We start from the raw sequence: 12,637 nt of genomic DNA on the forward strand, positions 1-12,637 counted from the left end.
CCATAGCAACAAACGGCCCACCAAGACCAACCCCGCGATTTCCCGCCTGAGCGCTTCTCCGACGCCAGGCAACGCCACGCGCTACCCAAACGTCGCTCATGGCGTCCGAGAAACCTGCATCAAACCCGCCAGCGCAAAAGCCGTGCCTCAAGACGTCCAATCGCCCAACTGGTCAGCACGCCGAGTGTGGACAGGATCACCACACCGGCAAACAATCGCTCCAGATCATAGAGCGATCCGGCCTGCAGGATATACGCGCCGATGCCGTATTCCGCGCCCAGCATCTCTGCGGCGACCAGCAGGATGATCCCGATGGCGATGGAGACGCGCAGACCGGACAGGATACCGGGCAGCGCCCCGGGCAGGACGATCTTGCGCACGATCGACAGCCAACTCAGCCCGAAACTCTGCCCCATCCGCACCAGCGTGCGGTCCACGTTGTCGACCGCGCCGTAGGTTGCCACCACCGTCGGTGTGAACGTGCCAAGCGCAATCAGGGCGTATTTGCTGCCCTCGTCGATGCCGAACCAGATCACAAACAGCGGCAGGAGCGCGATCTTCGGGATCGGGAACAGGGCTGCGACCAGCGGGATCAGCCCCGCCCTGACATAGCTGAATAGCCCGATCAGGACGCCCACGCCGATGCCCATTGAGATGCCGAGCGCCGATCCTACAAGCAAACGGCTGAGCGACGGGGCGAGATGCGTCCACAGCAACCCGGAACGCGCCAGGTCGATCAACGTTGCCGCCACATCGCTGGGGCGGGGCAGGGTCAGCGATGTGATCCACCCTGCGCGGGTGCCCCATTCGACAAACGCCAGCAGCAGCGCGAACACCACCACGCCGGCGCCCCGTTTGGTCACCGGGCGGAAGCCACCGCCGCGAAAGGGAACCGGGCGCGCGGTTTCAGGCATCCAGCAGCTCCTGATCGGCGGCCACCGCCTCGTCCTTCATCATCTGCCACAATTGGACTTGCAGCGCGTCGAGCCGTGCATCGCCGGGTGTCCGCTCCGCCAGCGGTACATCGACCTCGATCACCTCGCGCACCTGTCCGGGGCGACGGGACAGCACCGCGATCCGATGACCCAGCCGCACAGCCTCGGCGAGGTTGTGGGTGACATAGACTCCGGTAAAGGGCTGGCGTTCCCAGAGCGTAACAAGGTCTTCCATCAGCAATTCGCGGGTCTGCGCATCAAGTGCCGACAGTGGTTCATCCAGCAGCATTACCGCCGGGTTCACGGCCAGTGCCCGCGCAATCGCCACCCGCTGCTTCATGCCGCCGGAGAGCTGCCGGGGCAGCGCGTCACGAAAATCGCTCAGCTTGGTGCGGGCCAGAACATCGCTGATGATCCTATCCGCCGCTTGACTGCGAATGCCGTGATCTTCGAGCACCAACGAGATATTTCCCCCAACCGTTCGCCAGGGCAGCAGGGCGAAATCCTGAAACACATAGGTCAGCGGGTTGAGGCATCCGTCCGGCGGCGTGCCCAACTGGATCACCTGACCGGCATCCGGCCGCTCAAGCCCGCCGATCATCCGCAGCAACGTCGACTTGCCACAGCCCGACGGGCCGATCACGCAGAGGATCTCGCCGGCCGGAATGCGCAAGGATATGTCCTGCAGCACCGGCACGTCGCCATACCGGTGCGTCAGGTTTTCAACCGTCAGGTCCACGCGGGCTACATGATCTCGACATAGGATGGATCAACCAGCGTTTCGATGGTGATGCTGTCCTTGATCAACCCTTCGGATTTGAACCACCCCAACTGATCCTCGACGGACCCCATGTTCAGCGCGGCGTTCTTGTTGATCCGCATTGCCCCATTGCGAATGGAGGGCGCTGCCTTTTCGTAGGGACGATCCGTATAGACATATTTGTGGATCAGCGTGACCATCTCTTCGGCGGCCTCGTCCCCGGCGGTGTTGTCCACGAGGGCGGCGTTGAAATCGTCGGCCCCACGCGAAAATGCCCGCAGGAACGCCTCGGTGCGCGCGCGTTCATTGGCGGCATTGTCCGCCGATGTGAATACGGTCGTGACCTGGTAGTCCGGGATGTAGTCCGCAACACTGCCGATCACCTTGACCGCGTCGCCTCCGGCCAGTGCCTTGCCGATATGCGGCACGATCGTCCAGGCATCGACCTGCCCGGATTTCATTGCACCGATGATCGCGCCGACCTTTTGCAGCGGTTTGAAGCTGACGGTTGCGCCCTCGGCGCCGGCAATCTTGGAACCCATGTAGTGAAAGGACGATCCCGCCTGCGTCACTGCAAAACTCTTGCCATCCAACATCGCAGGGCTGGTCAGCCCCGCGTCGTAAGCGGCATTGCTGGCCAGGATCAGCTGCCCGTCGATACCGGGCTCTTCGCTCAGCGCGCCGCCGATCACCTTGGTTGCGCCCTTTTCGGCGAGTGAGACCAGCCCGCCGGAAATTGCCGTCACGGCATAGTCCGCATCACCCGAGGCAATCGCCACGGCCATCGGCTGTGCCGCCTGGAAAAACTTGAACTCGACGTCCAGCCCTTCCTCGGCGAAATACCCCCGCTCGAACGCCACAAAGCTGGGAGCGTGGCTGGTAAAGCGCAATGCGCCCACGTTGATCTTGGCATTGGCGAAGGCCGGGCCGCCCAGCATCGGTAGCGTCGCGGCTCCGCCGATCAGGCCAAGCGCGCTTCTGCGTGAAAAATCCGTCATCTTTGTTTTCTCCCTGTTGGTCGCGGCCTGTTCCGGCCTGTCGAACACTGCCAATGTTATCGCGCCATGTCGGGCCGAGGGCAATCCGTTGGCGCGATTTCCGGCGACAAACCCGCGATCAGTCGCGCGTCAGGGGTTTTTGCATCGCCGCGATTGCTGCTCCGGTCAGCAGCACGCCCGCTGCAACGAGCAGGCTGGTTCCGATGCTGGCGGTCTGGTCGCCAAGCCAGCCCGCCGCATAGGGTCCGATGGTCTGGGCAACGGCAAAGACCACGGTGAACAGGCTGATTGCCGCGCCCCAACTCTGCATCGGCAGATTGTGACGAATGAAGTTGGTCACGGCACCTGGCGACATGAAGACCGACGAGCCAAAGACGGTTGCCGATACCAGCAACCCCACCGGCCCCGGAATCAGCACCGGCAGGGCCGAGCCGATTGCGATACAGGTGAGGATCAGCGCCAGTGGTACGCCCGAGGTAAAGCGCGCAAATACCGGCCGCCAGACAAAGGGCGAAATGCAAAGGCACAATCCCAGCATCACCCAGACGGTTGCGATCAGCCCCGCACTGGCCTGCTGTTCTGTCATCCAGGCGGACAAGAAGGTCAGGTAAACAAAATAGCCGAGGCCAAACCCGCCGTATCCGGCAAAGAGCGACAGCATCCTGCGCACCGGCAGGCGGGTCGGGATCTGCGCTGCCTGGTTGGGGGGGCGCAACTGCCGCGCGGCCCATAGGCCAAGCGGCAGAAAGGCAACGCTCGTCAATCCGATCAGAAGCCATCCGCGCGGCCATGCTGTCGGGCCATAGGCGTCCAGCAGCAAGGGCAGAACCGCTCCCGACAGCACAATTCCCAGCCCGCCGCCAAAACCGAACAGCAAGGCGATCGCCAGCGCGTTGCGCCGGGTATCGTTCTGAAACAACTGTGCCGCCAGCGCACCGGAAGACGAGAACGACATCGCGCCGAACAACCCGGCGGCCAGACGCCACACCGTCTGCCACCACATCGCTTCGTGCAGGCCGGTCGCCAGCAGCGCCACGGCGGTGGTGACCATGCCGAATGCAAACAGGCGCGATGCGCTCAACCGCCCGATCAGCACCATGGTCAGCACCGACCCGATGATGTAGCCGAATGCGTTTGCGGTATTCAGCCATCCCGCCTGCGCATAGCTCCAGCCCATCTCGGCCTGCATCGCCGGCAGCATCAGCCCATAGGCAAAGCGCGCAAAGCTGTTGGTGACGCACATGCCAAGCGCAAGCCCCAGCAGCACAAGCCACGGACGGGCGGGGCCCTCGCTCATCCCGAGCGCGCCGCGGCAGTGTCAGAGTCCGGCATAGACCGCCTGTTCATAGGCCTGGTAGGTTTTCTGAAACCGTGGCTCCAGGAAAGGCAACGACTGCGTCATGATCACGGCTGCCAAATCCTTGGACGGATCAATCCAATAGTGAGTGTTGCACACGCCCGCCCAGCTCAGCGCCCCGGCGCTGCGCATGCCGGGGATGTCGGTTTCATTGCGCACGAAGGCAAAGCTGTGCGTGGTGCCTGCGGGCATCTCCACATCCGCGCTGACCGTTGGGGCCACGCTGTGCATGCTCTGGAAAGTCAGGCCGTTCATCTGGTCGGCGATCATCGCATCGAACGCGGCGTCCGACAGGATGCGGGTGCCATCAAGTTTTCCCCGGTTCAGCACCATGCGCAGAATCCGCAGATAGTCGGGCGCAGTCGAATAGAGCGCGTGGCCCATGCCATAGAATTCGGGATTTGCCGGTGGTGCGAGGTCAACCGGCCCGAACTGGCCATCTTCGCCGCGCATGGAGACTGCACTCAGCCGGTCGAGCAGCGCATCAGGCTCGAACGCCGTGTCCTTCATGCCCAGTGGATCAAGGATTTCGTCCTGACAGAACGCATCAATCCGACGTCCGTCAACGGCTTCGACCACCTGTCCCAGCCAGTCGATGGATGGCCCATAGCCCCAGCGGGTGCCGGGATCGGTTGTCAGCGGATACATCAACGATGTCTTCAATCCGGACAACACCGTCGGATGCCCGGTCATTTCCATGTATTTCGGCACGTCCGGGTTCCAGAATTCGTACTCCATGCCGCTGGTATGCGTCGCCAGATGCCGCAGGGTGGCCTGGGTTTTCGGAACCCGCAGGATCGGTGTGTCGCCGTCGAACCCTTCCAGCACCCTGAGATCGTTCCAGACGGGCAAGATATCGGCCACGGGTGTGTCCAAGCCTAACTTGCCGCGATCGATCAGGATCATCGCCGCCAGCGACCCGATCGCCTTGGTCATGGAGAAGATGCGAAACGCCGTGTCTTCGGCCGCCTTCAGACCTTCCCGAGCCTCTCCCGCCGCGCCGCTGAAGGTCACGCCGGCGGAATTCGCCGTCATTGCGACGGCAAAGGGGACGTCCTGTGCAGACGTGGCTTCGTCCAGAACGTTTTGCAGAATGCTCATGATATCCTCCCAGATCATCTTGCGGCCACGCTAACGTCACACATCGCCAGATGTCCATCGCCGCCTTGCATTTGCGGGGCGGGGCGGCTAGCAGGGCGGGAGCATAAACCGGGGGCCGCAATGGATGATCTGAAAGCCAAGTATCTGGGTCAAATCGCAGACGCGCCTGACGAATCCGCGCTTGAAACCATCCGCGTTGCTGCCGTCGGCAAAAAGGGCGAAGTGGCGCTGAAGATGCGCGAATTGGGCAAGATGACGCCGGAAGAGCGCCAGAGTGCCGGCCCTGCGCTCAATGCGCTCAAGGACGAGATCAACTCGGCGATTGCCGCCAAGAAAGCCGGACTTGCCGATGCCGCGCTGGATGACCGTCTGCGCACGGAATGGCTCGACGTGACGCTGCCGTCGCGTCCACGTCGTCAGGGCACCATCCATCCGATCAGCCAGGTGACCGAAGAGCTGACCGCGATCTTTGCAGAGATGGGATTTTCTGTCGCCGAAGGACCGCGTATCGATACCGACTGGTATAATTTCGACGCGCTGAACATTCCGGGCCATCACCCCGCGCGGGCAGAGATGGACACGTTCTACATGCACCGCGAAGAGGGCGACAATCGCCCGCCGCATGTGTTGCGCACCCATACCAGCCCGGTGCAGATCCGTACGATGGAAAAGCGCGGCGCGCCGCTGCGTATCATCTGCCCCGGCGGTGTCTATCGTGCCGACTACGACCAGACGCACACGCCGATGTTCCACCAGGTCGAGGGCCTCGCCATCGACAAGGACATCAGCATGGCAAATCTGAAATGGGTGCTGGAAGAGTTCTTTTCGGCCTTTTTCGAAATCGACGGTATCAAGACCCGCTTTCGCGCTTCGCATTTCCCGTTTACCGAACCCTCGGCCGAGGTCGACATCCAATGTTCCTGGGTCGACGGACAGTTGCGTATCGGTGAAGGCGATGACTGGATGGAAGTGCTTGGCAGCGGCATGGTGCATCCGCACGTCCTGCGCTCGGGCGGGGTCGATCCGGATGTCTGGCAGGGGTTTGCCTTTGGAATGGGGATCGATCGCATCGCCATGCTGAAATACGGCATCCCTGATCTGCGCGCGTTTTTTGATTCCGATCTGCGCTGGTTGCGTCACTACGGATTCGCGTCGCTGGATACCCCGACGCTGCATGGCGGTCTCAGCCGCTGAGCAATTTCCGGAGCGCTTGTCCCACCTTGATGTTGATTCGTTTCGACGACGCCGGCACCGGTCGGTGGGGTCGCGTTTGGAAGTTTGCGCAATTGATGCAGACTTTGGTCGGAGGGACGGAAACGCCACATTGGAAATCCCCGAACAACTGCGCTAGATACGGTCAAAGAAAGAACAGGAGAGCTTCATATGATCAGACCAATACTCAGCACGGCTGCGATGCTTATGGCCTTGACGGTGCCGGCCTTTGCCGAAGGCGACGCCGACAAGGGCGAGAAAGTGTTCAAGAAATGCAAAGCATGCCACGCTGTCGGCGAAGATGCCAAGAACAAGGTTGGCCCGGTGCTGAACGGTATCGTCGGTTCACCCGCAGGTGCGAACCCTGACTTCAAGTATTCCGACGCGATGACGGAGATGGCGGCCGAGGGTCTGGTCTGGGACGAAGAATCACTCACGGCGTTTCTGACCAAGCCGAAGGATTTCATGAAAGGCACCAAGATGTCTTTTGCCGGGTTGCGCAAAGAGGCGGATACCGAAAACGTCATCGCCTACCTGAGCACCTTCAACTGATTTTGCTCTGACACAGCCCTCTTCGTTTTTCATCCGGATCATCCGCGAAGGAAAACGAAAGGACTATGCACTGAATTGGAAGCGCCCTGTCATGAAGATGGCAGGGGCTTTTTTGGGAGAGCACGTCTAGGCAGGGCTATCCCAAGGCTTTGAAAAGAGACGTGATCCTTGCCGTCATGGGGCAGATACTCATGCCCCGGTCAATTGTCTTGCCGCGTTGTGCAGGGCAGATGCGATCATCGCGGGGATGCGGGAATGCGTGCCAATGGGGGGCAGGCGCAAGCCGCTGAACCCGGCCTTGTCCAGCGCTTCGGGGATGTCTTCGATGACATGGCCGCCTTCGGCAGCGAAGAACGGCAGGCAGATTGCCTGGGACGTACCAAGCTGCGCCGCATCCTTCAGAAATGGGGGTTCCTCGATATATCCGGCCCGGATGTCGGCAAATTGCATTCGCGCTGCCAGCGCTTGTGCAAATCGTTCGGTGTCGCGCGCAGAGTTCCGGCTCTTGCCCGAGCCGTGTGAGGCGACGATCAGACTGGTGTCTTTGGCAAGCCAGCCCTGTTGCGCCAGTTCCGCATCCAGATATCTGATCGCAACATCGCGCAACGCGGGATCGGTGCCCAATGGCGGCAGAATTTGCGCATTGGCACGCCCCAACCGCTTTGGCAATGTCGTGCGGGTGAACCAGCCATCGGTCATGAACAAGGGATAAACCAGGGCATCCGCGCCCGCCTGTCCTGCCGCCGTCTCCAGCGCACCGGGTTTGGCGAGTGTCGCGCTGGCAATGGTCCAGCCGGGCATCAGTGCCGCGATCCGCGCCGCCAGCCCGGCAAGGATGGTCTCGGCCGGATCCGGATCCGACGGCTGACCATGGCTGACGATGATCGCGCCGGGTGACGCGTGATTGCCGCCTATGACGGCCTCTGATGTCTTGACGCGCGTCATGGTTTGAAGGCGGCGGCGAGGTCGTCGGGCAGGTCAAATTCGAGCAAAACGCGTTCCCGACCTTGTTGCGACATCTTACGTGCGGTCTTGGTGACGATGCGCTGCATCTTTTCGGGATCCTGGGTCTCAGAGAACGGCGCAAAGTACCATTTCAGGAACACGAAACAGATGACATCCTCTAGCATTTGGACATCTTCGTTGCGCTTGATGCCTTCTTTGCGGATCATGCGACCGGCCGCATCGGCATCATCCTCAGAATAGCCCGACTGGCGCATGATCTCGCCCACGCGTTCGGCATGATGGCGTGCCAGGTCGCGACGCCAGGTCAGATATCCTTCACGCCCATGCGGGTAGTCCGCGCGTTTCAGCGTCCAGCGCTCGATATGCTGTCCGCGTGCCGCGATCTGAAGCGTCTCCGACGCATCCGGAAACAACCGCATCAGTTCTTCGGTCATGCGCTGGCCATACAGTTGCGCGGCAGGCGCCCCTTCGCTGGTGTCCGGGTCGTCTGCATTGGCGGCATCAATGGCGGCAAGGGCGGCAGCAAGATCGGTCATTGGCTCTTCCGTGGGATTGTGGATCGCTGACCGCAAGGGTGCAGCGCATCGCGCGGGCATTCAAGAGGCGTTCGGGTTCAAGGCGACGCGCTATACCATTTCCTCGGGAATGCCGGGGAGCGTATGGCCAAATCGCCGGGCCGGGCGCGACGCATATGGCAGGATAAATCCGGTTCGCTCTTCCGGCTCGACTCTGGCATTGGCCTGTGCCCTGAGCCGCCACGCGGCAACCGCATTCACGGGATCAAGGCAGTCTTCGCCTGCATCAGGCCCCAACCACTGGCTGGCGCATCGCACCCAGAGTTCGCGGATACGTTCCTGATCTGTCAGGCAAATTCCCGCCTCGGTGTCCCATTTTAAGCTGCGTCCGTTAAGGTTGGCCGATGACACCACCGCAATGTCGTCGTCGAAAATCGACACCTTGGAGTGCACATAGATGATCGGCGCCCCGTATAGCGACGCGCGCCCGCCCGACGCGTCCTTGCGGGTCTGTGCGGGCGACCCGATGAATACCCGGTCGCCGAAGGCCTCGGTGATCAGCCGGACAGACTTGGCTTGGATGTACTCTCCGTATTTCGCCACGCTGCTCGGATTGTGGTCGAAGGCGACTTCTTCGGGGGCAGCGGGCAAGATCAGGATCAATCCCAATTCCGGGTTGTTGCGAGCGCGCCGGGCAAGCTGCCGGGCCAGACCCGTATCACGGAAGTATTGAGTTTCCAGATAGATCAGCCGCTTTGCAGTCGCAGTTCTCTTGGCATGGGTCTCTGCAATCTCGCGCAGGACCGTCTTTGGCGACATCCGGGCAAACGACCAGCGGCGCTTGCGCGAAATCGTCCTCAGAATGCCGGTCAGGTCTGGCGGCGCTGCACCATGGGTGACGGCCTCAAAGGACTGCAGGTGGCGCAGCGCCGCCTCGGCCGCCGGGCCTCGCATGCGGATCTGCACATCATGCCAGGTGTCATCCGCCGGGCGATCATGGTCGGGGCCGTCATACCGGCGCTCGTTAAGATCAAGCCCGCCGATATAGAGCGTCTCGCGGTCGAACACCGCCAGTTTCTGGTGATGCGTTGCGGGGTGCAGCTGCGGGATTGGCCAGACCCGCGCGACGAGTCGCGCCGCCTTGGCCTTGATCCGGGTTCGCAGGCGAGGCGCTTCGCGCAGGTAGTTGTCCTGATGAGGCAGGGGCAGGTCGCTCAGCCGCGCGGCGATTCGGTTCTGTTCAAGACACGCACGAGGCCACAGGAGCAGCCGGGGCAACCATCCAAGTTGCGCGGGATGCATGACAGCGCGCGCCTTCAGAAGATCCGGCCGCCCCGAAAGATCACCGGCGGCATGCAGAGCCCGGATCGCCGACCATGTGCCCCGATGCGCATCCGGAAGCGCAACAGGGTCAAAATCGCTGATGGTCAGACGGATCCGAATACCCCGCCGCAACAGGTGTTCGATCAGATCAACCCAGGTCTCACCGATCGCGCGCGCCTCGGGGCTGCGCAACCGCGTCCAGGGATCGAAGACACGGAAACTCATCATGATTTCGGACTGTGCCGCAAGACAGAGTCTTTCAAACTCGGGATAGGCTTCCTGCGCTGTGACCAGGATCTTGAAATCTTGCGAACTGTTCGTATCACTCTTGACTGACATTGACTGATTGCCCTGTTTCGACGCTCGCTCCGCACCTTTGCATATCGTCTCGATCCTAACCTCGGCTTTCCCGTGCGGCAGGTCGAATTTGGTGGTTTTCCAAGCCACGCTACAAATCGTACGAATTGAAAGGCCCGCGCAAGCGGGTTGAGCGGGATTCCGCTCTTTGAGGAGACCGGAACGAAGCGCATTCATATGAGCGCCGCTGCAGGTTGACGCGAGACGGCAAGTTTGTTGCGCGGTGAACGGAACAATTGCCGTGGTCGCGGGTTCATGTTTTGAATGAGACCTGAAAAGGAGATGTTTCATGGCAACAACGACATCCAGTGGATCCCGCAAAGCCCCTACGGTCGGTGATCTGGCAAAGCAGATCGAAACACTCCAGAAAGACATCGGAGAGCTTACCGGTCTGATGGCAGAGATGGGCAAGGCGCAGGCAGCACGGTTGAGTGACGAGGCCGAGGCAAAGGCGCAGAAGCTCCGCGACAAAGGCGAGGGCGCCGCAACCGCCGCGCAAGAGCAGATGGAAGATCTGCAAGCGCAAGCGAACGAATTTATCCGAACACAGCCGGCAACGGCTCTGGGCATTGCCGCAGGGCTTGGATTCCTGTTCGGTCTTCTGATGACGCGCCGCTAAAATGCTGGCGGAACAACTGAAAAAGGCGGCGGCGCGTGCAGCCCTGAAAACGGCGATGCTCAGTGGTGGCGCCGTCTGTGTTCTTGTCGGCATCGGGTTCCTGACAATGGCGCTGTGGATGTATCTGACGGTGCTTTATGGTGCGATCCTCGCATCGCTGATCGTTGGCATGGCTTACCTCGGCGTGGGGTTGATCGTCATGGGATTCAGCGTCGCGAAGCCAACGCATGAGCCCGCCGCAAACGCCAAACCCCGGCCCGATGAGGCACCCATGGACACAAGCGATGCCCCGCCGTTGGTTCAGGCCTTTCTCTATGGCATGCAGGCGGGGATGAAGGCGCGCAGATCCTGATTTCACCGAGGGTGAGGCCCTTGGTCTGCCGATTTGCACCCAAACGGGTCAATCAAACGTTCCGGCAACGCGGCCCAACAGCATGAAGGCGCGGGCGGTGCGGGTCTCGCTGAGTGTGGATATGTCGGCATCACTTGCGTCGCCCTCGAACGCGGCGAACATGCGGTCGAACAGGCGCAGGAAGTGGTGCGCCGCATCGCGAAAGATCGGGTCCTGTTTCATCCGGCCTGCGGTCAGGGCGAGCGAAGTTCTGTCATGCACGCCGCCCAGAGCGGCCACTTCGCGCCCACGCGTTCCTTGTGCGAATTTTCGCCAGACATCCGGGCGCGCCATGTCCGGGCTCAGGTCATCCATATAGATGCCTTCCTGACTCAGCAGCGTCAGTACATCCTGGCTGGCCTGGATCAATTGTGCCGCCTGCCGGTCTCGCAGGGCACGGCGCATTGCGTCAAATCCGGCCTTGTCTTCGGCGTTCTCGGGAAAATTCAGAGCGCGGATGAAGTACTCGGCGGCGAGCGGCGGCGACAGGGCCTCGGCGGGGGTTCCCAGTGCGAGCGCACCCTGGTCCGTCGGGGGCGGCGCTGCGCTGGCGGGTGCGGCGCTTGGTTCTGCGGCGGGTTGGGTGCGCTGTGTGGACAGCGCTGCCAGCATTGCTTCGGTTCTTTTGGTGGCGGCGGCGACGTCGTCGAGGCGTTTGGACAAGGCCGTATCCTTGGAAGATTGACCTTTCTGCGCCTGCGTGACGTAGGCCTGCCTCAGCCCGTCCAAAGTTGCATGAAGCCGCTGGCTTTCCTCGCGCAGGGCCCGATTCGACCGCGCAACTGCGGCGGCAGCCCAGATCATGCCGACTGGCAGGAAGACGGTCATCAGCGTCGAGAGAATCCCCAACCTTGCAGAGCCGGCGCGCTCTTCGGCAGGGATCACGAGAAAGAACCCCAGCGACGCGGCCAGCCAGAGCACCGAAAACGCGATGGCCGCAATATCGGTGCCGGTCATGCTCTCGCTGCCGGGTCTGTTGAACGTCCCGAGCGACCGGGTCGGGGCCGAATCGGAATCGCGAGGGGTCTCGGACATGGTGCGCTCCGTCAGGAATAGTCGATGCTCACCACTTCATAGGAGCGTTCGCCGCCGGGTGTGCGGACCTCGACGCTGTCACCCTCTTCCTTGCCGATCAGAGCGCGTGCAATCGGAGATTTGACGTTCAGAAGGCCCTTTTCGACATTGGCTTCGTACTCGCCAACGATCTGCCAGGTTTTCTCTTCGTCGGTATCTTCGTCGACAAGCGTCACCCTGGCACCGAACTTGATCGCGCCGGACAACTTGGCAGGATTGATCACGTCGGCAAGGCTGAGCACGCCTTCGAGCTCCTTGACCCGGCCTTCGATAAAGGACTGCTTTTCACGCGCGGAGTGATATTCGGCATTCTCCGAAAGATCGCCGTGCTCCCGCGCCTCGGCGATGGCCTTGATGATGGCGGGCCGCTCGACGGATTTAAGCTGCTTCAACTCGGTTTCCAGCGCAGAGTGACCTGCCGGGGTCATCGGAATTTTTTCCATAGGTGTCGATCCGCTCAAAATGAGACGCCCCGCC

14 protein-coding genes are annotated in these 12,637 nt (G+C 61.6%); 4 read left to right on the forward strand and 10 right to left on the reverse strand.

Annotation, left to right across the window (positions count from 1 at the left end):
* Positions 1-119: 119 nt before the first annotated feature.
* The 5 genes from QO231_RS18305 to QO231_RS18325 form a co-directional block, all read right to left on the reverse strand.
* Positions 120-914, reverse strand: a complete 795-nt coding sequence (locus tag QO231_RS18305) for an ABC transporter permease (RefSeq protein WP_316779743.1) — start codon at positions 912-914, stop codon at positions 120-122.
* Positions 907-1,674, reverse strand: a complete 768-nt coding sequence (locus QO231_RS18310; protein WP_316779747.1) for an ABC transporter ATP-binding protein — start codon at positions 1,672-1,674, stop codon at positions 907-909. Before QO231_RS18310 ends, QO231_RS18305 begins: the two co-directional genes overlap by 8 nt.
* A gap of 5 nt (positions 1,675-1,679) precedes the next feature.
* A complete protein-coding gene (locus QO231_RS18315; protein WP_316779749.1) occupies positions 1,680-2,693 on the reverse strand; it encodes an ABC transporter substrate-binding protein in 1,014 nt (337 codons plus the stop codon).
* 118 nt (positions 2,694-2,811) lie between these two features.
* Positions 2,812-3,990, reverse strand: a complete 1,179-nt coding sequence (locus QO231_RS18320; RefSeq protein ID WP_316779751.1) for a YbfB/YjiJ family MFS transporter — start codon at positions 3,988-3,990, stop codon at positions 2,812-2,814.
* A 21-nt stretch (positions 3,991-4,011) separates the two neighbouring features.
* Positions 4,012-5,151 carry a serine hydrolase domain-containing protein gene (locus tag QO231_RS18325; protein ID WP_316779753.1) on the reverse strand — a complete coding sequence of 380 codons (1,140 nt, stop codon included), beginning with the start codon at positions 5,149-5,151 and terminating at the stop codon, positions 4,012-4,014.
* Between the two features lie 120 nt (positions 5,152-5,271).
* Here QO231_RS18325 and pheS point away from each other — a divergent pair, with 120 nt between their 5' ends.
* Both pheS and QO231_RS18335 read left to right on the forward strand, forming a co-directional pair.
* The gene (gene pheS / locus QO231_RS18330; RefSeq protein WP_316779755.1) at positions 5,272-6,345 is read left to right on the forward strand and encodes a phenylalanine--tRNA ligase subunit alpha; all 1,074 of its coding nucleotides are present in this window, start codon (positions 5,272-5,274) and stop codon (positions 6,343-6,345) included.
* Between the two features lie 189 nt (positions 6,346-6,534).
* Entirely contained in the window at positions 6,535-6,915 is a 381-nt protein-coding gene (locus QO231_RS18335; RefSeq protein WP_316779757.1) for a c-type cytochrome, read from the forward strand.
* Between the two features lie 189 nt (positions 6,916-7,104).
* Here the strand turns inward: QO231_RS18335 and QO231_RS18340 are convergent, their stop codons facing one another.
* The 3 genes from QO231_RS18340 to QO231_RS18350 all read right to left on the reverse strand — a co-directional run bounded on the left by QO231_RS18340 (position 7,105) and on the right by QO231_RS18350 (position 10,058).
* Entirely contained in the window at positions 7,105-7,860 is a 756-nt protein-coding gene (locus QO231_RS18340) for a CbiX/SirB N-terminal domain-containing protein (RefSeq protein ID WP_316779760.1), read from the reverse strand.
* Positions 7,857-8,417, reverse strand: a complete 561-nt coding sequence (locus QO231_RS18345; protein WP_316779762.1) for a DUF4202 domain-containing protein — start codon at positions 8,415-8,417, stop codon at positions 7,857-7,859. The genes QO231_RS18340 and QO231_RS18345 overlap by 4 nt, the downstream gene beginning before the upstream one ends.
* A gap of 90 nt (positions 8,418-8,507) precedes the next feature.
* Positions 8,508-10,058, reverse strand: a complete 1,551-nt coding sequence (locus QO231_RS18350; protein ID WP_316779765.1) for a phospholipase D family protein — start codon at positions 10,056-10,058, stop codon at positions 8,508-8,510.
* A gap of 307 nt (positions 10,059-10,365) precedes the next feature.
* On the opposite strand from QO231_RS18350, the gene QO231_RS18355 reads away from it, so the two are divergent.
* Both QO231_RS18355 and QO231_RS18360 read left to right on the forward strand, forming a co-directional pair.
* Positions 10,366-10,695, forward strand: a complete 330-nt coding sequence (locus QO231_RS18355) for a DUF883 family protein (RefSeq protein WP_316779767.1) — start codon at positions 10,366-10,368, stop codon at positions 10,693-10,695.
* A gap of 1 nt (position 10,696) precedes the next feature.
* Entirely contained in the window at positions 10,697-11,047 is a 351-nt protein-coding gene (locus QO231_RS18360; RefSeq protein ID WP_316779769.1) for a phage holin family protein, read from the forward strand.
* A gap of 48 nt (positions 11,048-11,095) precedes the next feature.
* On the opposite strand, the gene QO231_RS18365 is transcribed toward QO231_RS18360, so the two are convergent.
* Both QO231_RS18365 and greA read right to left on the reverse strand, forming a co-directional pair.
* Positions 11,096-12,121: a hypothetical protein gene (locus QO231_RS18365; RefSeq protein WP_316779771.1), complete on the reverse strand. Its 1,026-nt coding sequence runs from the start codon at positions 12,119-12,121 to the stop codon at positions 11,096-11,098.
* A gap of 11 nt (positions 12,122-12,132) precedes the next feature.
* On the reverse strand, positions 12,133-12,603 hold the full coding sequence (gene greA, locus QO231_RS18370; RefSeq protein ID WP_316779773.1) for a transcription elongation factor GreA: 471 nt from the start codon (positions 12,601-12,603) through the stop codon (positions 12,133-12,135).
* Between the last annotated feature and the right edge of the window lie 34 nt (positions 12,604-12,637).

Origin of the sequence: Sedimentitalea todarodis (genome assembly GCF_032595355.1) — a bacterium.
GTDB classification, from domain to species: Bacteria; Pseudomonadota; Alphaproteobacteria; order Rhodobacterales; family Rhodobacteraceae; genus Sedimentitalea; species Sedimentitalea todarodis.

Bases quoted from the DNA above. Each gene is read 5' to 3' on its own strand.
- QO231_RS18355 (WP_316779767.1), top strand. From the start codon at position 10,366: ATGGCAACAACGACATCCAGTGGATCCCGCAAAGCCCCTACGGTCGGT.
- pheS (WP_316779755.1), top strand. From the start codon at position 5,272: ATGGATGATCTGAAAGCCAAGTATCTGGGTCAAATCGCAGACGCGCCT.
- QO231_RS18350 (WP_316779765.1), bottom strand. From the start codon at position 10,058: ATGTCAGTCAAGAGTGATACGAACAGTTCGCAAGATTTCAAGATCCTG.
- greA (WP_316779773.1), bottom strand. From the start codon at position 12,603: ATGGAAAAAATTCCGATGACCCCGGCAGGTCACTCTGCGCTGGAAACC.
- QO231_RS18325 (WP_316779753.1), bottom strand. From the start codon at position 5,151: ATGAGCATTCTGCAAAACGTTCTGGACGAAGCCACGTCTGCACAGGAC.
- QO231_RS18345 (WP_316779762.1), bottom strand. From the start codon at position 8,417: ATGACCGATCTTGCTGCCGCCCTTGCCGCCATTGATGCCGCCAATGCA.
- QO231_RS18335 (WP_316779757.1), top strand. From the start codon at position 6,535: ATGATCAGACCAATACTCAGCACGGCTGCGATGCTTATGGCCTTGACG.
- QO231_RS18360 (WP_316779769.1), top strand. From the start codon at position 10,697: ATGCTGGCGGAACAACTGAAAAAGGCGGCGGCGCGTGCAGCCCTGAAA.
- QO231_RS18315 (WP_316779749.1), bottom strand. From the start codon at position 2,693: ATGACGGATTTTTCACGCAGAAGCGCGCTTGGCCTGATCGGCGGAGCC.
- QO231_RS18320 (WP_316779751.1), bottom strand. From the start codon at position 3,990: ATGAGCGAGGGCCCCGCCCGTCCGTGGCTTGTGCTGCTGGGGCTTGCG.
- QO231_RS18365 (WP_316779771.1), bottom strand. From the start codon at position 12,121: ATGTCCGAGACCCCTCGCGATTCCGATTCGGCCCCGACCCGGTCGCTC.
- QO231_RS18305 (WP_316779743.1), bottom strand. From the start codon at position 914: ATGCCTGAAACCGCGCGCCCGGTTCCCTTTCGCGGCGGTGGCTTCCGC.
- QO231_RS18340 (WP_316779760.1), bottom strand. From the start codon at position 7,860: ATGACGCGCGTCAAGACATCAGAGGCCGTCATAGGCGGCAATCACGCG.